We start from the raw sequence: 24,333 nt of genomic DNA, 5'->3' as shown, positions 1-24,333 counted from the left end.
AATATGTTTAGGACGTGTGTGTAAATATACCTATTATCTCCTTACATATCACCATAGAAGTTACGGAAACTCGAACGAAGTCCTACCGATATGACACCTGATTTTTGTGCGGTTTGGTCTTCGATATATCTAAATCGTTGGGTGTACCCTACCTCAAGACGGAGGTTATACTTGGGATTCAATACATAGGCTGCCTTTGCATCGGCATAATACAAATTATTTTCTATCCCTTGTCCAATGGAATTACCATACATATTAGGTATCGTTCTATAGGATTGGAAAATATCTCCTCCCATATTGCTTCCATCGGCTGGGTCTGTTCCAAAGCGACTGTAAACACCTTGCAGAGAAAAATCAAATCTATTCCAAGAATAATTCGCTATTCCTAGCACTTCGTGAAAATTTGCTCCCCGCGGATGCGCCAACGGTTCACCGTGATTACTATAATTAGATATTGACACAAAATGTTGATACGTATACGGTCGGGCGACATTATATTCAGCTAAAAAATTCAAGTTTCTTATTCCGAAGGCATCATAGCCTCTTACACCCAATTGCACTCCCCATTTATTGTGCGCATATCCATTTCCACCAAAAAATTCTTTGGCAGTAAATTCACCCAGTAAAAACTGCCCATAGGCAGTTGCATTTTTGAGCACCTTATATTTCGCATTTAATCCCATAAACATTTTATCCGGAGAAGTTGAATTCGTCGATTCGACGGGTCTTAATAAAATACCAGGATTTATATAATTAAAATCAAAACCTCTGTAGCCTGCCTGATTGGAATTCGCCCATATAACGGATTGAAACAATCCGATCGATAAACGATTATTGACATTATAATCCAAATACTGAAAGGCTCCCCATTTGATACCATCTCCGAAACGGCCTCCTGAATCCAACGAATCCCTTCTTGGATTTTTGGGATCTAGCATATAGGCCCAAATGGAGGTATACTGTACATTACCAATATTACCAGTAAATTTTAAATGCGTATAATTTGAAGAAAAATCGGATAATAACATCGACCGATAGCCATCTCCGATATGATTTTTATCGTAGGCTAAGGTTAATTGAAAATAGTCGCTGAAATCGTACGTCAAACTTGCCGTTGCATACATCCAATCCTTTTTGTGATTAGATAAATTTTCTACTGCACCCTGTCCCGGAACTACCTCATTTACACCCATGTAATCATCTAGATAATTGGGAAATACGGCTTGATTCTCAAAGAAATTAGCATAGAACGTAAATTTATCTTTAATCGTTAACCCCGCCTGTAATCCTCGTGTATTTAGCCAGGTTGTTCTTTTGTCGCTGTTTATCAGTTCGGAACCGATCTGAAAATCGGGCAAAAAATCCAAATAAAAAGTGTGATCCTCTTTATTCACTTCAACCAAATGTTCATTAAATAGTTTACGCATAAACCAATTGTCCGAAGACGTTTTGTGCATACTCGTTAATGAATCGTATTTTACTAACAATTCGTTTCGAAAAAGAAAAGGTTTAGAAGAGGTATGAAGCCGCGTATTTGGACTGTACAAAATTTCATTATATTTTTGACTGTGCTGGTAAGAGTACGGTTGGTTTTTTACTTGGGCAATCAAATTAGACAAACCAAAGAATACCGTTAAAAAGAGGCAACAGGATAAGAAAAGTAAGCTAGGCTTCATAAAGTAATACAATTAAAAGTTATTGTGAATATCAAATTCTATACCTAAAGTATACGCAAAAGTACTTCAATTTATATTATTAATGGAATAAATGAACGTATTGCATGCTAAAACGTTTTTTCTTCTTTTATTTCTCAAAAATAAATTGCATCTTGTGCTTGGTTATATATTATAAACATTATGATAAATTTAATGAAATATCTCTGGCACCTTCGGTGACAAAACATGGGTATATTCCATATGACAATTAAAAATCAAAAAATACACATATGAAATGTTCATGTTTCCGAAACACAAACACACATGGATATTCCATATAGCCATTAAAAATCAAATAATACACATATGAAACGTAGAACTTTTCTTCAAAACTCCGGATTATTGGGTGCAGGTATGCTAGCAAGTAAGCTCTCTTTCGCCGAATTAAACTACCCTACAGTTCGAGTGGCAAAAGATAAAAGACATTTTACAAGCCAAGTCATTGAAAATGCGATCCTTGAATTTCAAAAAAAGGTCTCTAATAAGGAACTTGGCTGGCTATTTAACAATTGCTTTCCCAATACCTTAGATACCACCATTTACGATGAATCTACCGCATCAAAAAAATTAACCTATGTTATCACTGGGGATATTGATGCCATGTGGTTACGCGATAGCAGCGCCCAGGTATGGCCTTATCTGCCGTTCATGAAAAAAGACAAAAACCTGCAAAATCTCATCCTTGGATTAATTAACAAACAATCTCAATGTATCAATATCGATCCGTATGCCAATGCGTTTTACAACGATCCGAATAAAAAGGGGGAATGGTTTACTGACCATACCGATATGAAACCGGGAATTCACGAGCGTAAATGGGAAATCGATTCTTTATGTTATCCGGTTCGACTAGCGTATGCGTATTGGAAAGAAACTGGTGATACGACCCCTTTCGATGCGGAATGGCTACGTGCGCAGGAAAACACCTATAAGACCTATATTGAGCAGCAACGTAAAGATAGCCTTGGACCTTATAAATTTGAACGCACTACCGCACGTGGTAGCGATACTCTCCAGGTAGATGGCTATGGCTATCCGGTAAATCCGGTGGGTTTAATCTGCTCAAGTTTTAGACCATCAGACGACTGCAGCATTTTTCCGTTCTTAATACCGTCAAATTTATTTGCCATCAGTAGTTTACGGCAGTCTGCTGAAATATTAAAAAGCATAAAAGACAACGGTGGATTAGCAGACAAGATGCTGGCACTTGCGAATGAAGTTGAAGCCGCAGTGAATAAATATGGTATTATAAACCATCCCGATCATGGTCGCGTATATGCATTTGAAGTTGATGGGTACGGCAGTTACCTGATGATGGACGATGCAAATGTACCTTCACTACTTGCTTTACCTTATTTAGGAGCCGTTGATGTTAACGACGAAGTATATCAACGTACACGTAAGTTCATCCTCTCCGAAAAAAATCCGTTTTTCTTTAAGGGCACAGCGGCTGAAGGGATAGGCGGCCCACATATCGGTCGTGATATGATCTGGCCTATGGCTATTACGATGCGTGCATTTACCTCTATAGATGACAATGAAATCCGTTCTTGTATTCAAACCCTAGCGAAAACCCATGGTGATACAGGATTTATGCATGAGTCTTTCCACAAGGATGATCCTAAAAATTTCACACGTCACTGGTTCGCCTGGTCCAATACATTATTTGGAGAATTGTTATGGAAAACTTATAAAGAAAAACCATCTTTGCTTACGTAACGGAATAATCTCGACTATCATGAAAGTGATTTGGGGGATTATCCCTCAAATCACTTTTTTGTTATGAATACAAACGGTCCGATAGGTATTTTTGATTCTGGTTATGGAGGTTTGACCGTATTCAAAGAAATACACAAACAACTTCCCCAATACGACTATATATACCTGGGTGACAACGCTCGAGTGCCCTATGGCACCCGATCATTTGAAACCGTATATGAGTTCACAAAAGAGTGTGTTTTCAAACTATTCGATCTGGGGTGTAATTTGGTAATATTAGCTTGCAATACAGCTTCAGCGAAAGCTTTGCGTACTATACAACAGAAAGATCTCCCTTCAGGAAAAAAGATCTTAGGCGTAATAAGACCTACTACAGAACGGATCGATCAATATACAAAGACAAACAAAATAGGAATCCTTGCGACGCCGGGTACTGTATTATCGGAATCCTATAAAATTGAGATTCAAAAGTTTTTCCCTGACATAGCGGTGTATCAGCACGCCTGTCCTTTTTGGGTTCCTTTGGTAGAAAACAATGAAATTCAGAGTGAAGGTGCGGCATATTTCGTGGAGAAGGATATTCGCGAAATACTATCGCAGTCAACAGGTATTGACACATTAGTGCTCGCGTGTACACATTACCCATTACTGCTCCCTGTTATCGAGCAATACGTACCGAAAGGAGTTACCATACTTGCCCAGGGAGAGCTTGTTGCAAATAGCCTTACCAATTATCTCATGCGCCATCCCGAAGTCGAACAAGCGTGTAGCAAGGGAGGGAATTTAACCTTTTACACGACAGATGATGCAGCTGACTTCGCTGAAAAAGCAAGGATATTCTTTGGTGAGAAGATAGCAGCTACAACGATCAGTACGACTATCCCGTAGCAGTATTTATCTTTTCACGTTTTAGTTCTGCTGCGCCTGCAAGGCTATAGCATACAATTTCATCTGTTTAACCATTGACAATAGCCCGTTAGCGCGAGTTGGAGATAAGTGTTCCTTAAGACCGATATTATCTATAAAATACAGATCGGTATCTACTATTTCCTTTGGCGCATGTCCAGACAACACCTTTACCATCAAGCTAACCAACCCCTTTGTAATTATGGCATCACTATCCGCTGTAAAATACAGTTTACCTTCTTTCAATTCGGGATACAGCCATACTTTGGATTGGCAACCTTTAATAATGAATTGGTCTTGCTTATATTCTTCTTTAATTAACGGCAATTCCTTTCCCAACTGAATAATGTATTCATATTTTTCCATCCAATCTTGGTAGAAGGAAAAATCTTCTATTAATTCGTCTTGTATTTCGTTGATCGTCATTTATAAAAAGTAATAAGTTAAAAGTTAGCAATCAAAAGTGATAAGTTAAAAAATAAAAAGTGTCGGGCATAACGGTTATTTTAACATATTTACTGCACGTTTCACTCCATCGACCAAACTATCCACTTCTTCTTTGGTATTATACATTGCTAGGCTTGCTCTAACGGTACCTGATATGCGAAACTGATCCATTACGGGCTGGGCACAGTGGTGTCCTGTACGAACAGCAATCCCTAATTTATCCAGAATAACCCCTACATCGTATGGGTGAACGCCTTCTATTACAAAAGATATGACAGAAGATTTTTGCCCAGACGTACCAATGAATTTTATACCCTCTACCTCGGCTAATCGTGTTGTTGCATAGTTCAATAATTCATCCTCATAGGCTTTGATTTGATCTAGACCTATTTCTTCGATATAATCAATAGCATTGGCCAGACAGATTCCAGCCTCGATATTCGGTGTACCTGCTTCAAATTTAAGCGGCAGTTCGTTATATGTCGTTTTTTCAAACGTCACTTCTTTAATCATATCGCCACCACCTTGGTATGGAGGCATCGCATTTAGCCATTTTTCTTTTCCATACAATACGCCTACTCCTGTAGGTCCGTACATCTTATGTCCGGAAAACGCTAAGAAATCCACATCCAATTCCTGTACATCAATTTTTAGGTGCTGCACGGCTTGAGCGGCGTCTAACAGAACTGGCACATTACGCTCATGCGCCAACCTAATAATTTCTTTTACTGGATTAATTGTCCCCAATGCATTGGAAACATAGGTGATCGATACAATTTTTGTTCTATCGGACAATAATTCCTTATAAACTTCGATATCCAGCACCCCCTGCTCATCCATCGGAATGACTTTTAATTTTGCACCTTTTTCTTCACAGAGCATTTGCCACGGTACAATATTGGAATGATGTTCCATTGCGGAGATAACGATTTCATCACCGGCATGTACAAATGCCTTTCCATAACAACTGGCGACAAGATTGATGGAATGGGTCGTCCCATTTGTTATAATTACTTCGTATTCATGCGATGCATTAATAAATGACTGTACTTTACGACGGGCCACTTCAAATGCATCGGTTGAAATTTGGCTTAAATAATGAACTCCCCGGTGGATATTGCTATTCATATCTGAATAATAAGATACGATAGCATCAATTACCTTAGACGGTTTTTGTGTAGTAGCACCATTATCGAGGTATATTAAGGGCTTACCATTTACCTGTCTTTTCAGAATAGGGAAATCTGCTCTTATTTTGTCTATATCGAAATTTTTCAAAGTATTATGTCCTCTTTTTAATAGACTACAAAGTTAAGGTTTATCTCATCAAAAAAAGTCAATTGGATGTATCTTTTATCCGAAGCGTGTCATGCTACTTCGCCGTCATCGGGGTTTGTATTTGCTAAACATGGATATTTTATATGTTGAAGTATAGTTTTATTTTTGAAGCATGAACATTTCTATGTTATATCTGTTTTTTTAAATAGAAAATATACCGTATTAATTAAATCGAATTTGATTACCTTTGTAGTAATATGCAAGAATTACCATTAAATCTTCCAGAAGGGTCAAGAAAAGAAGTTATGGCTTATTTAGAACCGTTCATGCTAAATGAAATGAGCGAGTACCTTAAGCCGGTTGAACAGATGTGGCAACCTGCTGATTTCTTGCCCGATTCTTCTAGAGACACTTTCTTCCAAGAAGTAAAAGAATTACAGGAGAGTGCTAGGGAACTTCCGTATGACCTAGTAGCCGTGCTTATTGGAGATACTGTGACAGAGGAGGCCCTGCCTACCTATGAGTCATGGTTAACTATGGTTGAGCATGTCGACAAAAATGAGCAAGGTGGGTGGATGAAATGGGTTCGTGCCTGGACCGCAGAAGAAAATAGACACGGTGATCTACTAAACAAATACTTGTATTTATCTGGTCGTGTAGACATGCGGCAATTTGAAATGAGTACACAATACTTAATTAAAGATGGATTTGATATCGGTACCGGAGCAGATCCTTACCGAAATTTTATTTACACTTCGTTTCAGGAGCTAGCCACAAATGTATCCCATCGTCGCGTAGCAGCCATTTCTAAAAAGAACGGAGATAAACTATTAGCAAAAATGTGTGGCGTTATAGCCGCCGATGAGGCTCGTCACGCCAAGGCCTACATGTCTTTTGTCTCCCACGCCTTCGTAGTAGATCCAAGTGAAGTGATGTTGGCCTTTGAAGATATGATGCGCAAAAAAATTGTTATGCCAGCACATTTTTTAAGGGAGGCGGGAGAACCTCAAGGTGAGGCATTTGCACACTTCTCCGATGCAGCACAACGACTGGATGTATACACCGCATTAGATTATGTGGACATTTTAAAAGAACTTATTACTGATTGGAAAATCGATCAAATTTCAGGTCTAAATGCGCATGGCGAAAAAGCCCGAGATTATTTAATGCGCCTACCCGACCGACTTACCCGGTTAGCAGAAAGAATTAAGATTCCGGAGAAAGAATATAAATTCAAGTGGATTTACGGATAAGTAGTGTTTAATAATTAGCCTGCAGTGCAGGCTAATTATTCAGCTCGCTGAGGTTCCGGCGTTGGTGGCGGAGGCGAAGTGGGATCTGATGAAACCGTATCTCGATATTGCATATCGCCCGTATCACTTGCGATCGAATCACTATCAATAATTCCACCCTGCATGTTATCGTTATACTGACGGGAATTAGGAATCTCATTTCCGTCTCTAATCGTTTTATTATTATTGCATGCAAATAAGCTCGACAATATCATCGCAGCTAAACCTAATTTAATTGACCTGTTCATATTATTCTTTTTAATACGTAATACTAAAAGTTACCTCCTTAACTCCTTAACCTTTTCTATTTAGTTTCGTTTCTCCTGCCGTACATTTCAGGTATTTGATGGTATGAAAAACGTATTTATTAGGATATGAATACCTGTAATATCTATTTCCTGTTATTTACAAAACAAAAACGGGTATCAGCGGTTTTCAAGGTATGAAAATCGCAATGCTTTCGCCAATCGCATGGCGAACTCCACCTGTTCATTACGGCCCTTGGGAACAGGTCACCTCCTTACTCACCGAAGAACTCATAAAAAATGGCTTAGAGGTTACATTATTCGCTACGGGTAATTCACTTACCGAAGCGACTCTGCAAGCAGTATGTCCTACCGGGTATGAAGAAGATAAGGACATCGATGCTAAGGTTTGGGAATGCCTCCATATTTCCGAATGTCTCGAAAACGCAGACGAATTCGACCTCATTCACAATCAATTTGATTTCCTACCATTGTCGTATTCCAAGTTGGTAAAAACTCCTATGGTTAGCACCATCCATGGCCTATCTTCGCCCAAGATACTTCCTGTTTACAAAAAATATAACAAACATACCCACTATGTATCCATAAGCAATGCCGACAGATCGCCCGAGCTTGATTATATTACTACTATACACCATGGCATTGACCTTAGTCAGTTTAAATTTAATGCCAATCCTCAAGATTATTTACTGTATTATGGACGAATTCACCATGACAAAGGGACGAAAGAAGCCGTTGAAATAGCTAAAGCACTTGGTAAACGTTTGATCATCGCTGGAATTATTCAGGATGAACATTATTTCAAAGAACACATCGTACCTTATTTAAAACCGGGAAAAATTGAATATATCGGTAGCGTAGGCGCTGAAAAACGTAATGAATTGCTGGCTAACGCCAGTGTCTTGCTACATCCGATAAACTTCAATGAACCTTTCGGATTGTCGATCGTGGAGGCAATGGCATGTGGCACCCCGGTTATCGCTTTTAACAAAGGAAGTATGCCTGAGCTAATCGATGATAATAAAACTGGTTTTCTTGTAACAGATATTGCCGAAGCTATTGAAAAAGCAAAACATATTGACTCCATTAACCGGACGGCATGTCGAAAGAAAGTTGAGCAGCAGTTCTCCAAAGAACGGATGTCTCAAAAATATATGGAGTTGTATAAACAAATCTTGGGCAGCTATTAAAATGTGTACTTAATACACTAAGCAAAGTAGCTTTAAATGGAATAAACCTTGTTTTTACGCTTAGAGTGCATATTTATCACGATATCCCATTCGAAATTATTGCAAAATAATTACTGAAATAACGTAAATTTTTAAGATATTTGACCTTTAATTGTTTTAAACAAAACTAAACAAAGGATATATGTTGTTGACCCGTTCTGAGCGTTCTTTTCCCCGTGTGATTGTTATTGGAGGTGGCTTTGGTGGTGTAGAGGTAGCCCGCAAACTAAAGGATAAAGATCTAGAGGTGTTATTAATAGATAGAAACAACTTCCATACGTTCCAACCGTTGATGTATCAAGTTGCTACAGGTACATTAGCTTCAGATGCGATTTCGTTTCCGATTCGCAAAATGTTTAAGTCACAGCATAATTTTAGATTCCGGTTAGCAGAAGTAAATCATATTGACCCCGAACAAAAGATGGTACACACCTCAGTGGGCAGTTACGATTACGATTACCTAGTGATCGCTACGGGTGCTACAACAAACTTTTTCGGTAATAAAGAAGTGGAAACATACTCTTTACCGATGAAAAGCATCAAAGAGGCGTTGAATATCAGAAGTTATGTTTTACAAAACCTGGAGGAGGCAGTACTGCGCAAAAATATGTCGGAAAGGGAGCGTTACCTTAACTTTGTGGTCGTGGGTGGCGGGCCCACGGGAGTGGAGTTGTCGGGAGCCATTGCTGAAATCCAGCTTCACATGTTGAAAAAGGATTATCCTGAACTTTCGGAACACGAAATGAAGGTATTTCTTATTGAGGGAACGGGAAAAATATTGGGAGCACTATCCGAAAAGTCTTCACGTGATGCAGAACGGTACCTAAATGAATTGGGGGTGAAGGTGATGTTGAACACACAAGTTACGGGTTACGATGGAAATACAATAACGTTTAGCGATGGAGAAAGTATCCCAACCAAAACGGTAATCTGGGGAGCCGGCGTGAAAGGACAATATCCAGACGGACTGAATCCAGAAATTATAGAACGTGGCAACCGGATCCGCACGAATGGTAAATGTCAGGTAGAAGGTCTGGAGAATGTATATGCTATCGGCGACGTGTCTGCGATGGTGACTCCGGAAAATCCGAGAGGCCTCCCTGGAGTAGCTCCAGTAGCACAACAGCAGGGAAAATACGTTGCAGAGCAGATTGTGAATTTATTATCAGGAATCGGAACTGTTGCCGATTTCAACTATTTTGATAAAGGATCAATGGCTACTGTAGGGCGCAATAGAGCGGTAGTAGATATGGGTAAAATTCATATGAAAGGGTTTATTGCCTGGATGACCTGGATGTTTGTCCATTTGGTTTCTATCTTCGGATTCCGTAACAAAGTAGTCACCTTTGTTAACTGGTCGATTAAATTCTTAACAAAAAATTCGGGTATCCGTTTAATTATCAACAAATACCATAGACCCGATCCGATTACGGTTCAAAAAGAAATGGCGGAACAAGGGTCTTAATTTATTTTTTTCAGCTTAACGCAAGATTCTTTAAGACTAGATAAAGTAATTATTTCCTCCCTAACGAATTCTTTAATAGCAACGTTGTCTGTTCGAACCAATGTAAACATATAGTGATGCAGAATCAATTCGATTACTTCCCGATAGTTGTTAATGATATGACTACGTAGTGATTTCGCATCGAATTGCTCAAATGCTATCCCGGCTATGGCGGTTCTATAAAGATCTTCAGGCATACTGAATTTCACGAGCTTTGCTACTGCTAAAAACTGAGGTTGACTTGTATGTATCTGATTCGCTAGTTGTGTAGAAAAATCACAAATATCTCCCTTGTCCATATATTTTAGTGCTTCTTGTGATAGGTGAAGGCAGCGTGTCCTTAAAATTATCGAATGTACTATAAATTCGCTATCAGCTATACTATCTAATCGGGGATCAATTAACTGTTCTTTACAGCGCGCGTCTGCCCAAAAAAAGCACATTAAGACTAAACAACACATCCACACTACCTTCATAAATTTCTCATATGGGTTGACGAAGCAATATAGGAATTATACCATTATTTAAAATACGGTTTTCTTGGGAGAACCCTACCGTTTAATGTCGTACAAAATACAGGGGGACGCGTATAAATACGTGTAAAAACATCTTTCTAAACAAATATTTGCTCTGCAGGTTTTAATAATGACATCTAAAAGTATTATGATAATAGGAAAAACATTTATAATTTCAAACAGATTACCCGTAAAAATTGAAAGAAAGAAAAATAAATTAGTAGTTACCCGTAGTGAGGGGGGATTAGCGACAGGGTTGGGGTCCTTTTATCGCGAAGACGGATCATGGTGGCTAGGTTGGCCTGGAATTATCCCCAAAAATACGGAAGAAGAAGAGTTTATTCGCAAGGAACTGCATTCGCTTAATTTAATACCCGTATTTTTAACCCCGGAGGACATAAAAGGATATTACGAAGGATTTTCGAACGCGGTATTATGGCCGCTATGCCACTATAGACCAAGTTTTGTTGACTTTAACGAGGCATATTGGAACAGCTATTTAAATGTTAATAATAAATTTGCAAGTGAAGCGCTAAAACACCTTGATAACGATACAAATATCTGGATTCATGATTATCAGCTGATGGCACTTCCTGAGCTGTTACGAAAGCACGATCAGTCGTTTACTATTGGATATTTTCATCATATCCCCTTCCCTCCCGAAGAATTGTTTAGAATGTTGCCATGGCGTGGTCAGCTTTTAAAAGGTCTCTTGGGCGCAGATCTAATTGGTTTCCATACCTTTGAAGATACTCAAAATTTTCTCAACTCCTGCAGTAGTAACCTACGTATGGAAGCGCACTACAACAATCTAAAATGCAATGGCCGAAGAATATTTGTAGAAGCTTTTCCGATGGGAATCGACTATGAAAAGTTCAAAAATGCGGCATTAAGTCAGGAGGTATTGCAGAAAGCAAGGGAAGTAAAAGAATATTATAGAAATCAAAAAATAATCCTTTCTGTAGATCGGCTAGATTACAGTAAGGGAATCATAGAACGGCTACGGGCATTGGAACGATTACTAAAATCCCATCCGGAAATGATTGGAAAAATCGTGCTGTATATGTTGATCGTACCTTCGCGAGATGAAGTATCGGCATACAAAAAATTACGTAACGATATTGACCGATTAGTTGGAAATATTAATGCCGTTTATGGTAGACCCGGTTGGAGTCCGGTTGCTTATTTTTATCAATCCGTTCCCTTTGAGGAGTTGTCTGCCTTATACGTAGCAGCTGATATCTGTTTCGTGAATTCTATTAGAGATGGAATGAATCTCGTAGCCAAAGAGTATATAGCCAGCAAGCAAAGTGATAAACGAGGGGTGCTCCTCTTGAGCGAATTCACCGGTGCTTCCAAAGAATTGACCGATGCCGTACTCATTAACCCACACGATTCCATAAAAGTAAGTGCATCTTTATATCATGCACTCAATATGCCTGTAAAAGAGCAAAAAGAAAGGATACAAGCCTGTCAACATATCGTTGAAAAATTTCACGTGCACCATTGGGTGAAGCTATTTATGGAAAGGCTACAGGAAACTAAACATCTTCAAAGAAAAGAATTAGCACGTAAAGTAGCTTCTTCCATTAAATCAGCAATACACGATAGATATACAAATAGCCAAAATCGGCTATTCTTTTTGGACTATGACGGTACATTGGTGGGTATAAATATAAATGCCAATAAAGCGGTCCCTACAGAGGAAGTTTATAATTTAATTGATTCGCTTACTGCAGATCCAAACAATACCGTCGTCATCATTAGCGGACGTAGACATCTTGAATTAGAAAAGTGGTTTGGAAAAAAATCAGTATATCTAATTGGAGAACACGGTATCTGGACAAATTATCCAGATAAGAAATGGCGTGCGAAAAAAGGTATTTCCAACAAATGGAAGACCCATATCAAAGAGATACTTCAACATTATACCGATCGAACTCCGGGAGCTTCTATCGAAGAAAAATCGTATGCTGTAGCCTGGCACTACCGTAAAGTCCAAAAGGGATTGGGCTTACTACAAGCACATAATCTTATTGTACAATTAAAAAATCTCGCTTCGGATTATGGATTGCAAGTTGTACACGGGGACGAGGTTGTTGAAATAAAAGTAATGCAGACAAATAAAGGAAAGGCAGCCTTGGAACTTGTAAACACCATGACTCCGGACTTTATATTAAGTATAGGCGACGACACAACGGATGAAGATATGTTTCAAGAGCTCCCATCTAATACGATCTCGGTGAAAGTTGGTGATAAACAGTCTCATGCAAAATTTTATGTCGATACGCAGATCGATGCCTTGAAATTTCTTAAATCCTTCACCCAATTAAATGTAGAAAACACAATACAATATGAATAAAAAGCACGTTTATGAAAGTGGAATTATAGGAAACTGTTCTTACATAGCTCACGTCCATAAGAGCACAAATATCTCCTGGTTATGTTGGCCTTCCTTTGAAGACAGTTTTATTTTCGGAAAATTGTTGGATGAAAACTTAGGAGGCGAATTTTCCTTTAATTTAGAAGGTCCGATTGACAGCCAAGAGCAGTATTATCTGGAGAATACCAATATTTTGGTTACTGAAGTCAAGGGTCCTAACGCCGGATTTAAAGTAATCGACTTTGCGCCCAGATTCAATCAATATGAACGGTATTATAAACCGCTCATGCTGGTTCGGATATTTGAACCGCTCTACGGTAACCCAAAGATTAAAGTAAATTGTGAGCCACGTTATTCTTATGGAAAAGAAGGATTTACTAAATCAAGAGGCAGTAATCACGTCCAATATTATAACACGAAAGAAAACATACGGCTAACGACTAATATCCCTATTAGTCATTTTTTTGACAAGGAAGAAAGTTATATCATCATTAATGAGAAGAAACATTTTATTTTAACTTACGGGGGATTATTCGAAGCGCCATTAGAAAGCACTGCTGAAGATTTTTTACATAAGACAAAGAAATACTGGAGGGGATGGACAAAAAAAGCAAACATTCCCAATTTTTATCAAAAAGAGGTTATACGGTCTGCCCTTACGCTGAAGCTACATCAGTATGAGGATACTGGAGCAATTATCGCCGCGAGCACCACGAGCCTTCCCGAGTCTCCGGGATCGGGAAGAAACTGGGATTATCGGTATTGTTGGGTAAGAGATAGCTTCTATGTATTAACTGCTCTCGCACATATCGGTAAATTTGAAGAGATGGAAAAATTTGCCTCATACGTCGCTGGAATTACACAAACGGATGCTGGACGACTTCAACCACTTTATGGAATTTTGGGCAAAAAAAATCTCTACGAGGAAACACTTGAACATCTTGACGGTTACCTGGGCAACAAACCTATTCGCGTCGGTAATCAGGCATATGAACACATTCAAAATGATGTATATGGACAGGCCATGATTGCGCTACTTCCACTTTTCACGGACTATCGCTTTCCGGTGGATGAGAGAAAAGATGTTAAGAATTGGCTATTGTACATTCTGGAAAAGATCGAAATGACCATTGATGAAAAAGACGCCGGCATCTGGGAGTTCAGAAATTTTGCAAATCATCATGCCTATTCCAATCTATTTCAGTGGGCTGGCGCTTCAGCAGCACTCAAGATAGCACACCAAAATGGATATGAGGATATCAGAGAGCGAGCCCAAAAGTTGAAAGATAAAGCTGCAGACTATATTGAACGTTGTTACGATAGTGAACGAAACCTATATACCAATGCCGTGGGTAGCAGCAACCTCGACGCAAGCACGCTTCAACTTATTATGATGAACTATCTTAAACCAGATAGTGAACGTGCAAAAAGCCATCTCGAAGGATTGGAAAAAGAATTAAAGGGGAAAGATGGTCTCTTTTATCGATACCTTCATCGTGACGACTTCGGTAAACCGACTACTACGTTTTTGGTTTGCGCATTTTGGTATGTAGAGGCTTTGGCCTGCGTAGGACGTGTTGATGAGGCACAGGAGATTTTTGAAAAACTGCTAAAATACGGCAACCATCTTATGCTATTTAGTGAAGACATCAACGAAGATAATGGAAGTCAATGGGGCAACTTTCCACAAGCTTATAGTCACGTGGGACTTATGAATGCTGCGTACCGTATTGCGACCAAGTTGGATAAACCGATCTTTCTGACGGAGTAACTCGAATAAACACGTCGGTCATAAGGAAAGATATTACCAAATAAGCAGTCTATAATCACAGACTGCTTATCGCATATAAAATAAAAATGGAAAACTAATTTAGTTTATAGCTGGAGAGAGTCGATTTCAATCTCTTACGAGCTATATGGATTCGAGTCTTTACCGTTCCCACCGGAATTACAAGATGTTTCGCTATTTCATCATATTTGTATCCTTCATAAAACATAATAAAACATATATATAAATCTTCGGGTAACTTCGCGAGCGCATAATTAATGTCATCCAACATACATTTATTCTCACCGCGATTATTGGAAGCCGAATGGCGTAAACTGACCGACGAAATCTCTTCTTCTACGGTAATGACCGACTTGGATTTAACAGCACGTCTGTAGTTATTTATAAATGTGTTTTTCATGATCGTCACTAACCAGCCTTTCAAATTAGTCCCCTCCTTGAAATTCTCAAAGTAATGCACCGCTTTTAACATGGTCTCTTGTACCAGATCGTTAGCGTCGTCATAGTTTTTGGTTAGATTTTTTGCATAATCCTTTAATAAGTTACTTTGTCCTAGCACTAGGCTATTAAATTGTACTCTGTCCATAAAAAATCTTTTTTAGCGTTTAAAACTTCATTAATACAAAGCTCACGTGACCAAAAACTGGTCTTCCTTTCGTCTTTAATTCATCATCTTAATATCAAATTTTATGCTGCTTACTTCGAAATGAAGGAAAACAAGTATAACCACCCCTAAAAAAACGTTTATTAGAAAGAGGAGCACGTACATATACGCTTATAATCAGCATTTTGCCACTCTAAAATCAATTGTGATAGGCCTTAAATGGAAAAACTGCATTAATGAATATAATACAGTTTTTAAAAAACCCTACATGGTTGGAAAAGCAGAAATTATTTAATCAAACCATTCAAAACAGCAAACTTGATTAAAGAGGCTGTATTTTTACATCCTGTTTTTTGAATTAAATTCTGACGATGCCCTTCGATCGTCCGTTTGCTGAGAAAAAGCTTATCAGATATTTCGTTATTAGTCAATCCTTCGCCTAATTTCTCTAACACCTCTAACTCCCTTACCGACAAATTCAGATCTACTTTATTAGGCATATCGGGGTAGGATAGCTGGTTAGAAATTAATCTATTTACATACTGCATGCTCAATTCTTCACAGAGATACTTTCCACCCGACGCTACGTAACGTATGGCTGAGAGCAATTCTTCTGAATTTACATTCTTCACTAAATAAGCTGAAACCCCTGACTCAAAAGATCGAGCTATATATTGTTCATTATCCATCATTGATAATATGATAATAGCAGGTCTTATTTCGAATTTGCTAATAATCTTTGCCAATTCAATACCATCTAAAGGTTCCATGCTTATATCAGAGAGCAATATATCTGGCTGTAATCCCGCATCCAATAATTTTAACACTTCCTGTCCATTGGTGGCCACCCCTACTATTTCAATATCTTCTTGACTCTCCAATAATAGACGAATGCCGTCTCTGACCAATTTATGGTCATCGGCTAACATTATTTTTATCATTTAACTTTATTTTTAAAGACTACTTTAACAACACATCCACTTCCGTCATAATCGATAGAAAGTATACCTTTCATGACTTCAACTCTATTTTTAATATTTCTTAAACCGGTTCCTTTCAACATACATTCATCGACATCTTTCAAAAAGCCTTGCCCGTTATCTTTTACTTCTATTATTAAATTTTCATCTTCGCGAAACAATCTGATCCAAATTTCACTAGCATTCGAGTGCTTTAAACAATTGTTTAAAAGCTCTTGGATAATTCTGAAAACTCCAAACTCATAGTCATACGGCAATCGAATTTCCTCTTCCATATACGTATGAATATCCAACTGCGGGACATGTATACGATCGACCATATCCATAATTGCTTTTTTGAGTCCGAAATCTTTTAAAACCGAAGGTGCCAAATCTTTAGAGAGATCACGTATTTGATGAATGGCTTCATCCAACATGCCTTTTATGGGTTGGATATTGTTCTTGAATTCCGGATTTTTCAATAAAAAATGTTGAAGACTCAACCGGATACCATACAATACCTGTGCAAGGCTATCGTGCAAGATAGACCCAAGCTGTTCTCTTTCTTTATCTTGTGCATCAATCACCGCTTGCATAAAACTAAATTCAATATCGATTTCTGATGCAAATACACTAACTGTAGAAATCAGCAAAATATACAAATCGTCATTGTCTGCTATTCGAATTTTTTTTATATAAAAATAAAGATACTCCTGCGCAGAATCAGCATAATTGACATGGAGCTTTATTGAAAAAAGTGTATTCTCCTGCTCTTTTTGCAAAATATTTTCCAATGCCTTAGCACTTCCGGAATATAGACCTCCATAAAGCGAGCTATCTAATAGGTCCTCAGATTGGACACCAAGAATTTCTTGACTTCTTCTATTCAAATGGACAATCTTTGCATTTCTATCAATCAACATGTAACCCAAAGGCCCCAACGTAAATAAATCTAGAAATTTCAAAAAATTATCAAACGATTCGGCACTAAGATCGTCTTGGATTCCGGAATTTATTTCTCTATATTCCATTAAGATACGTTTTTCTGGCAAGGCATTTATATTCTCCTCCATAACCCTATATTACGTTTTCCGTTTATTTTTCATAAAAACAAACTTGACAGGTAGTAATATATACAGACAAACGAAAAAAAAGTTTTTTTCGTTCACTAATTCTTTATTATTTAACAACAAATCACAGTTAGCTTGGGAGATGGTATAAATATATATATTATTAAAAGCTATTTACTTTCTGTCGCTAACTAAAACAACATTTACAGTACTTATACCCTATACTTCGAGTATTAATTCTTCATTCAAAGATTTAATAACATACCTATTGACAACCTATACATCAATAAATAATAGAATATTAAATAAAAATATCAACGGCAATATATTCCTATGATTCCCATAATATGCACACAACCGGTCAACGAACTTTTTGATACAACACGACTAATATATGCTTAATGGATTATCTTTGTGTTCAATAGGTAGACAAGTAGCAAAACGATAATGTATAACTTTAAGAACGATTATGCTGAGGGTGCACACCCACGGATTTTAGATAAACTTGCCGAGACAAATTTTGAACAGCAATTAGGATATGGTGAAGATAACTATTCCCTTGAAGCGAAATTTATTCTCAAAGAAAAAATAGGATGCAAAGGTGCATCTGTGTTTTTTTTAACCGGTGGAACCCAAACGAACTTAATTGTAGTATCTGCTCTACTACGGCCACATGAAGCTGTCATAAGTGTTTCTTCTGGACACATACAAGCGAATGAAGCAGGCGCCATCGAAGCGACAGGACATCGTATTATAACTGTAGAAGGCGAAAACGGAAAAGTAACTCCATCTGACATACAGCAGGTGCTCGACACACATACTTTACGACCTCATGTAGTAAAGCCAAAATTAGTCTATATATCCAATGCGACAGAATTAGGCACCTATTATGCGAAACATGAACTACAAAGCCTAGCCAATATCTGTCGTAAAAACAGGTTATATCTATATATGGATGGAGCGAGGCTTGGAAATGCCCTAACAGCAAAAGATAGCGACACGTCCTTTGAAGATATTGCCCAACTTACCGATGTGTTCTATATCGGAGGCACCAAAAACGGCGCATTATTGGGTGAAGCTGTTGTTTTTACCATACCGCAGCTTGCTCAAGACTTTGACTATATACTAAAACAACGTGGTGCCTTGCTGGCGAAAGGAAGAATTTTAGGAATCCAATTTTTAGAACTCTTTAAAGATGGTTTATATTTTGAACTGGCAAAAATGGCGAATGATAACGCTTCTGAAATTGCGGATGCCATTCGGAAACTGGGGTATACTTTTTTAACAGACGCTGGAACGAATCAGATCTTCCCAATACTTTCGACTTCAATCATAGAAAGCCTTTCAAAAAAATATGCATTCTACGTTTGGAAAAAGATTAATATTAACCAAGCAGCTATTCGACTAATTACATCGTGGGCGACCGAACAACACGTTGTCGATGCTTTTATTTCGGATTTAGAAAAAGCTCATGCCGGCATTGAAATTTATTGATGAAGATCGAATAGTTAACATTTAATTTCTCACACTGCTTCCCAACGTATCTCACTAAAGATATCACGTATTTTTTACGGTATCTAAGCCTACTAATACGATAAATAATGCTGTTTCAAAACTTTCGCTCTGCTCGTTAGTTGTGTAACTAACAATGCTAAAAATTATCATCGCTGCAGTTATATAAATAGTACGACACTGATATAAGAATATAGAATTATGAGAATAGCTATAATAGGAACATACCCACCAAGGCAGTGCGGTATCGCTACATTTACTCACGACCTTTATCATGCAATTACTTTCCATTCCAACTATCCGCATGGCATTATAGCCATTACCGATGGTACTGAACAGGGGTTTCCAGATGAAGTTGTCTTCACGATTAAACAAGCTGAGAAATCAAGTTATTTAGATGCCGCTAAATTCATCAATTCTCATTTTGACATTTGCCTTGTACAGCATGAATATGGAATTTTCGGAGGCAATAGTGGGGAATATATACTTTCCTTGTTGGAGAACCTGACGATTCCTGTTACAGCCACGTTACACACCGTGCTACAACATCCTAGTCACGTAGAATATACCATCTTACGTAAGTTAGCTCACTTTAGTAGTCACCTCATCGTAATGACTGATACCGCCATAGAAATGTTACAACATGTTTTTCAAATCGATACCGCTATGGTCTCTATGATTCCACATGGTGTGCCTCAATTTGATTTCAATCAATTTGAAGCAAAACGGAATTTAGGCCTTTTAGGCAAAAAAGTCATGCTCACGTTTGGCTTTTTGGGTAAAAATAAGGGCATTGAAACTGCAATCGACGCGCTTACTGAGGTGGAAGATGATGACATTCTTTATATTGTATTAGGAACTACTCATCCGAATGTAGTTAAACATGAAGGAGAGGCATATCGTGACATCCTACAGCAAAAAGTAAGAGAACTCCAATTAGAAGAGAAAGTTATCTTTATTAATAGCTTTGCATCAGAAGAACTACTTATTCAATATCTTACTGCCTGTGACATCTACGTCACACCGTATCCTCACGAGAATCAAATTAGTAGCGGAACACTTTCTTTTGCCGTCGGAGCAGGCGCAGCTGTTATTTCTACGCCTTATTGGTATGCAAAAGATCTACTGCAAGAGGAAAGAGGTTTGTTATTTGATTTCAACGATGCTCATGGGCTGGCAAATTTGATTAATCGTCTAACAGGTGACCACCAGGAATTAACACGATACAGGAATAATGCGGCAAGCTATGGACAGCAAACGTCTTGGAACAAAATAGGAAAAAAATATCTTGAAAGCTTAAAAGAAATTGTAGATCGGATGCCCGAAAAATTGATTTCATTAGACCCATCAGATAGTAATCGGATTACGGAATTCACAACAGTCAATACCAAAAGGTTATCTTCTTAAAAACATAATTTTATTCAAAACAAAGAAGCTCATTCGCTATATGAAGCTTCTTTGTTTTCTGAAATTGTCTATTTTCTCAAAGGCAATCAAGAACATTCATGCCTACGGCATGTATCGCATCATTCAACGAACTGTCTCTAATCCGAATAATTTTTTCCTCATCGATGACAAACCGACACACAGTTTATCCAAAATAGCTAAACGCTCATTGACGGCCTCTTTTCCTTCAAATTCAAAATATTGCAACTTGTGCTCCTGCTAAATTAATCATCACATTCCAAAATCTATTAGCCGGGTTTGGATAATAGAAATCGATCTTCCGCTTAGCTTCCTGTGAGGAAAATGCACCTAGTATAAGATGAGTAGATCCTATTGGTATATAGGCCGCCCATGGCAACGTTTCTATGCTATAGTCTATACGTGTCTTATATTCCATTTCTGATTAAAGGAATAATGTCTCTAATAAAAAAATACAAAATATATTATTGTCAGCAACACGACAGCAATAAGGATTGTCCAATTTAATGTTTTTGCAGCCGGCTTATCATTGGGTTCTTCTTTCACCACTTCCGGCACTTCATCATTTTCAACTTTTTCTCTCCACTCTTCCATAAGATTAAAATTTTAATAATTAATGCACTTATTTATATATTATAACTCATTTTCTTGCTTATGGTTTTTTTCAAAACAGCATTAACCGTATTTTACTCCGATATAGCACGTATTAATATCATCAAAAATGATGAGTAATCGTTAAATCCAATACCGCTTAAAAAATCAGAACGATATTCCCCTGTTCTATTAACGCGCCGAGCAACAGTAGAAATTACATGTACATTGATATACAAACTGATTTTATTATGTAAAAAACTGGACTACGAATGGTGTGTTTTTCCGTAGGGTATTCGTGAATGCAGCGCATTTTATTTAAGTTTGAATACACGAAATTCAGATTTTATATATTTTAAAAATGGATAACAAATCTATAGCTAAAGTATTCAAACTTTGCGCTCAATTGATGGAATTGCACAATGAAAACCCTTTTCGGACTAAAGCTATGGGGAGTGCTGCTTTTAAAATCGATAAATTACCATTTTCTGCTATAGATGCTTCATTGTATCAGTTGAGTGATCAGCAAGGAATTGGAAAAAGTACCGCCGAAAAAATCAAGCAGGTGGTAACCTCGGGTACATTCCCTGATCTAGAGAGTCTTCTAGCAAAGACTCCTGAGGGTATTTTGGAGATGCTCAAGATCAAAGGATTGGGACCTAAAAAAATACAGATCGTTTGGAAAGATCTAGCTATCGAATCTGTTGGTGAACTATATTATGCCTGTAATGAGAATCGTCTAATCGAAGCCAAAGGCTTTGGATTGAAAACTCAGGAGGATATTAAGAGAGCGATCGAATTCACCATAGCCAACGAGGGGTGGATACTCTATGCCAAAGCATTACCTTCCGCTAATCAGGTTTATACACATTTAAAAAATCAACTTCCTACTCATCGCATTTCGTTTACAGGTGAATTTAGACGCAAATGCGAAGTGCTTACCCATATTGAACTTTTATCAGATGCTTCTGCAGACGAAATCTATAAAGCAGTTGAAAAATTGAATAACGAAATCATTTTGAATGAGGATACCCATAGCATTTCATTCAAAGACGAGAACAATTTCTCCTTTGTGATTTATTTTACTTCTGAGGATGACTATGCTAAGGAATTAATGATAACTACCGGCTCTGAAAAGCATCTTGAATTGATTCAGCAAATACAGCATGTAATTCCGGCCTTAGGTTCGGAAGAAGAAATATACCAGCAGCTAGGTTTAAACTACATAGAACCTGAACTCAGGGAAGGTCTTGACGAGGTTGAATTGGCTAAAGCCAATTTATTGCCCACACTAATTACATTTGAAGATCTCAAAGGGACTTTACACAATCACTCTACGTATAGCGATGGTGTACATACCCTTGCAGAGATGGCCCGATATTCGAAAGAAGAACTCGGTTTAGCGTATTTGGGAATCTGCGACCACTCTAAAACGGCCGTTTACGCCAATGGATTATCCATTGAACAATTAGAACAGCAGTGGATAGAAATAAATCATTTGAACGAGACCTTGGCACCGTTCAAAATATTCAAAGGTATTGAATCAGATATTCTTTCAGATGGCTCTCTAGACTATCCGGAAACCGTGTTGGCGAAATTCGATTTTGTGGTGGCATCCGTACATAGCAATCTAAAAATGGAGGAATCTAAAGCCACAGCACGATTAATAAAAGCAATTGAAAATCCATACACGACAATCTTAGGCCACCCTACCGGAAGACTGCTGTTATCTAGAGCGGGTTATCCGATTGATTACAAAAAAGTCATAGACGCTTGTGCAGCCAATAATGTCGTCATTGAAATTAATGCGAATCCATTACGTCTGGATTTAGATTGGCGTTGGCACAGGTACGCGTTGGATAGAGGTGTACTGTTATCTATTAATCCGGATGCGCACCGCACGGAAGGTTTATTAGACATGCACTATGGTGTGTTTGTGGCAAGAAAAGGTGGGCTATCAAAAGGAAAATGTTTAAATACGTATAACTTAAATGACATTTCAGCTTATTTTTCAGAGAAAAAATCAAAAATCAATAACACTTAGCACCGTCTGTTTGTTTAAAGATATATACATAGTGAATGAAAGTATTTATTGCTAGAAATATTCCCGAGAAAGCTATTGAACAGCTAAAAGAAAAGGGGTTGGAGGTATCGATAAACAGGTCTCGTAAACACCTTCCGCAGGAACAATTGATAGCGCAGTGTCAGGATAGTAATTTTCTGATCCTCGTGGGAAATGCGAAACTCGACTCCCTTTTCTTTGAAAAATGTGCTCATCTGGAAGGAATAGCTCTTACTACTGTTGGATTTGACCATGTCGATCTTGCTGCTGCAACCAAAGCGGGTATTCCGATAAGTAATACGGCAGGCTCTCTCCGCAAAACAACTGCAGACATCGCTTTTTTGTTGATGATTGCGGTGTCTCGGAAAGCTTTTTTCTATGCGAAGGAAGTTAGGGAAAAGCAAAAGAGATCATTTGACTTCATGCAGGACCTCGGCATTGAACTTGAGAAGAAAACGTTGGGAATATATGGACTGGGTGATATTGGACTAGAGCTTGCCAAAATGGCAAAAGCGGCATATGGCATGAAAATCATTTACCACAACAGAACTAAAAATGAGGAAGCAGAGAAATTAGTTGACGCAAAATACGTCAGTTTTGCTGATTTGCTGGCTCAAAGTGATGTTGTTTCTGCACATGTAAACCTTTCACCGGAGACGAAATACAAATTTAACAAAGATGCATTCAAAAAAATGAAAAATTCCGCTATTTTCATCAATACGGCAAGGGGAAAAATACATCAGGAAGAAGATTTAATAGTTGCCTTGCAACAAGGAGAAATATGGGGAGCAGGATTAGATGTAACGGATCCCGAACCTATTTCGTCAGAAAATCCACTGTTAGAGATGCCGACAGTGTGTATACTGCCGCATATCGGATCCGCTACAGTAGAGGCTCGCACAAAAATGGCTGTAATGGCTGCTAATAATATAATATGTGCTAAAACGGGATTGGAAATGCCTCAGGTTATTAACAAAGAAGTTTATATGAAGTAGCAAATTACACATATGAGGGTGTCCCTTATGTTTGTCTTGAACAAACTTAGGAGACACCCTCATAAAGAAATA

General features: G+C 38.0%; 21 protein-coding genes. 11 read left to right on the top strand and 10 right to left on the bottom strand.

Going from position 1 to position 24,333, the window contains the following annotated elements; all coding sequences use genetic code 11:
* Positions 1-41: 41 nt before the first annotated feature.
* Positions 42-1,676 carry a gliding motility protein RemB gene (locus FAZ15_RS15765; protein ID WP_136902278.1) on the bottom strand — a complete coding sequence of 545 codons (1,635 nt, stop codon included), beginning with the start codon at positions 1,674-1,676 and terminating at the stop codon, positions 42-44.
* Positions 1,677-2,021: 345 nt separating this feature from the next.
* On the opposite strand from FAZ15_RS15765, the gene FAZ15_RS15760 reads away from it, so the two are divergent.
* Positions 2,022-3,434 carry a glycoside hydrolase family 125 protein gene (locus FAZ15_RS15760; protein ID WP_136902277.1) on the top strand — a complete coding sequence of 471 codons (1,413 nt, stop codon included), beginning with the start codon at positions 2,022-2,024 and terminating at the stop codon, positions 3,432-3,434.
* 63 nt (positions 3,435-3,497) lie between these two features.
* On the top strand, positions 3,498-4,322 hold the full coding sequence (gene murI, locus FAZ15_RS15755; RefSeq protein ID WP_136902276.1) for a glutamate racemase: 825 nt from the start codon (positions 3,498-3,500) through the stop codon (positions 4,320-4,322).
* A 21-nt stretch (positions 4,323-4,343) separates the two neighbouring features.
* Here the strand turns inward: murI and FAZ15_RS15750 are convergent, their stop codons facing one another.
* Together FAZ15_RS15750 and FAZ15_RS15745 are read right to left on the bottom strand one after the other, a co-directional pair.
* Entirely contained in the window at positions 4,344-4,766 is a 423-nt protein-coding gene (locus FAZ15_RS15750; protein WP_136902275.1) for a SufE family protein, read from the bottom strand.
* A gap of 75 nt (positions 4,767-4,841) precedes the next feature.
* Positions 4,842-6,065, bottom strand: a complete 1,224-nt coding sequence (locus FAZ15_RS15745; protein WP_136902274.1) for an aminotransferase class V-fold PLP-dependent enzyme — start codon at positions 6,063-6,065, stop codon at positions 4,842-4,844.
* A gap of 257 nt (positions 6,066-6,322) precedes the next feature.
* Here FAZ15_RS15745 and FAZ15_RS15740 point away from each other — a divergent pair, with 257 nt between their 5' ends.
* Positions 6,323-7,318: an acyl-ACP desaturase gene (locus tag FAZ15_RS15740; protein WP_136902273.1), complete on the top strand. Its 996-nt coding sequence runs from the start codon at positions 6,323-6,325 to the stop codon at positions 7,316-7,318.
* Between the two features lie 35 nt (positions 7,319-7,353).
* On the opposite strand, the gene FAZ15_RS15735 is transcribed toward FAZ15_RS15740, so the two are convergent.
* Positions 7,354-7,605 carry a hypothetical protein gene (locus tag FAZ15_RS15735; protein WP_136902272.1) on the bottom strand — a complete coding sequence of 84 codons (252 nt, stop codon included), beginning with the start codon at positions 7,603-7,605 and terminating at the stop codon, positions 7,354-7,356.
* A 194-nt stretch (positions 7,606-7,799) separates the two neighbouring features.
* On the opposite strand from FAZ15_RS15735, the gene FAZ15_RS15730 reads away from it, so the two are divergent.
* On the top strand, positions 7,800-8,813 hold the full coding sequence (locus FAZ15_RS15730) for a glycosyltransferase family 4 protein (RefSeq protein WP_136902271.1): 1,014 nt from the start codon (positions 7,800-7,802) through the stop codon (positions 8,811-8,813).
* Positions 8,814-8,994: 181 nt separating this feature from the next.
* On the top strand, positions 8,995-10,317 hold the full coding sequence (locus tag FAZ15_RS15725) for an NAD(P)/FAD-dependent oxidoreductase (protein ID WP_136902270.1): 1,323 nt from the start codon (positions 8,995-8,997) through the stop codon (positions 10,315-10,317).
* Here FAZ15_RS15725 and FAZ15_RS15720 read toward each other — a convergent pair.
* The gene (locus FAZ15_RS15720) at positions 10,314-10,655 is read right to left on the bottom strand and encodes a hypothetical protein (RefSeq protein WP_136902269.1); all 342 of its coding nucleotides are present in this window, start codon (positions 10,653-10,655) and stop codon (positions 10,314-10,316) included. The two genes, FAZ15_RS15725 and FAZ15_RS15720, sit on opposite strands and share 4 nt — an antisense overlap.
* Before the next feature lie 364 nt (positions 10,656-11,019).
* Here FAZ15_RS15720 and FAZ15_RS15715 point away from each other — a divergent pair, with 364 nt between their 5' ends.
* The gene (locus tag FAZ15_RS15715; RefSeq protein WP_238387277.1) at positions 11,020-13,233 is read left to right on the top strand and encodes a bifunctional alpha,alpha-trehalose-phosphate synthase (UDP-forming)/trehalose-phosphatase; all 2,214 of its coding nucleotides are present in this window, start codon (positions 11,020-11,022) and stop codon (positions 13,231-13,233) included.
* On the top strand, positions 13,226-15,025 hold the full coding sequence (locus FAZ15_RS15710; RefSeq protein ID WP_136902268.1) for a glycoside hydrolase family 15 protein: 1,800 nt from the start codon (positions 13,226-13,228) through the stop codon (positions 15,023-15,025). The genes FAZ15_RS15715 and FAZ15_RS15710 overlap by 8 nt, the downstream gene beginning before the upstream one ends.
* 94 nt (positions 15,026-15,119) lie before the next feature.
* Here the strand turns inward: FAZ15_RS15710 and FAZ15_RS15705 are convergent, their stop codons facing one another.
* The 3 genes from FAZ15_RS15705 to FAZ15_RS15695 form a co-directional block, all read right to left on the bottom strand.
* On the bottom strand, positions 15,120-15,629 hold the full coding sequence (locus FAZ15_RS15705) for an RNA polymerase sigma factor (RefSeq protein ID WP_136902267.1): 510 nt from the start codon (positions 15,627-15,629) through the stop codon (positions 15,120-15,122).
* Between the two features lie 305 nt (positions 15,630-15,934).
* A complete protein-coding gene (locus FAZ15_RS15700; RefSeq protein ID WP_136902266.1) occupies positions 15,935-16,588 on the bottom strand; it encodes a response regulator transcription factor in 654 nt (217 codons plus the stop codon).
* On the bottom strand, positions 16,585-17,679 hold the full coding sequence (locus FAZ15_RS15695; protein WP_136902265.1) for a sensor histidine kinase: 1,095 nt from the start codon (positions 17,677-17,679) through the stop codon (positions 16,585-16,587). The genes FAZ15_RS15700 and FAZ15_RS15695 overlap by 4 nt, the downstream gene beginning before the upstream one ends.
* Positions 17,680-18,123: 444 nt before the next feature.
* Here FAZ15_RS15695 and FAZ15_RS15690 point away from each other — a divergent pair, with 444 nt between their 5' ends.
* Together FAZ15_RS15690 and FAZ15_RS15685 are read left to right on the top strand one after the other, a co-directional pair.
* Positions 18,124-19,170, top strand: coding sequence for a threonine aldolase family protein (locus tag FAZ15_RS15690; RefSeq protein ID WP_136902264.1), 1,047 nt, complete (start codon positions 18,124-18,126; stop codon positions 19,168-19,170).
* A gap of 219 nt (positions 19,171-19,389) precedes the next feature.
* Entirely contained in the window at positions 19,390-20,595 is a 1,206-nt protein-coding gene (locus tag FAZ15_RS15685; protein ID WP_136902263.1) for a glycosyltransferase family 4 protein, read from the top strand.
* Positions 20,596-20,827: 232 nt separating this feature from the next.
* Here FAZ15_RS15685 and FAZ15_RS15680 read toward each other — a convergent pair whose 3' ends face one another.
* Positions 20,828-21,031, bottom strand: coding sequence for a uracil-DNA glycosylase family protein (locus FAZ15_RS15680; RefSeq protein WP_136902262.1), 204 nt, complete (start codon positions 21,029-21,031; stop codon positions 20,828-20,830).
* 23 nt (positions 21,032-21,054) lie between these two features.
* Positions 21,055-21,207: a hypothetical protein gene (locus FAZ15_RS22730; RefSeq protein ID WP_202912419.1), complete on the bottom strand. Its 153-nt coding sequence runs from the start codon at positions 21,205-21,207 to the stop codon at positions 21,055-21,057.
* Positions 21,208-21,565: 358 nt separating this feature from the next.
* Here FAZ15_RS22730 and FAZ15_RS15675 point away from each other — a divergent pair, with 358 nt between their 5' ends.
* Positions 21,566-23,248: a DNA polymerase/3'-5' exonuclease PolX gene (locus FAZ15_RS15675; protein ID WP_136902261.1), complete on the top strand. Its 1,683-nt coding sequence runs from the start codon at positions 21,566-21,568 to the stop codon at positions 23,246-23,248.
* Between the two features lie 35 nt (positions 23,249-23,283).
* Complete coding sequence (locus tag FAZ15_RS15670) at positions 23,284-24,261, top strand: 2-hydroxyacid dehydrogenase (RefSeq protein WP_136902260.1); 978 nt, start codon at positions 23,284-23,286, stop codon at positions 24,259-24,261.
* Positions 24,262-24,333: the final 72 nt, after the last annotated feature.

This window comes from Sphingobacterium olei (assembly GCF_005048855.1).
Taxonomy (GTDB): Bacteria; Bacteroidota; Bacteroidia; order Sphingobacteriales; family Sphingobacteriaceae; genus Sphingobacterium; species Sphingobacterium olei.
Note: the sequence above shows the minus strand (reverse complement) of the source record. Positions and strands in the feature narration are given on the sequence as shown.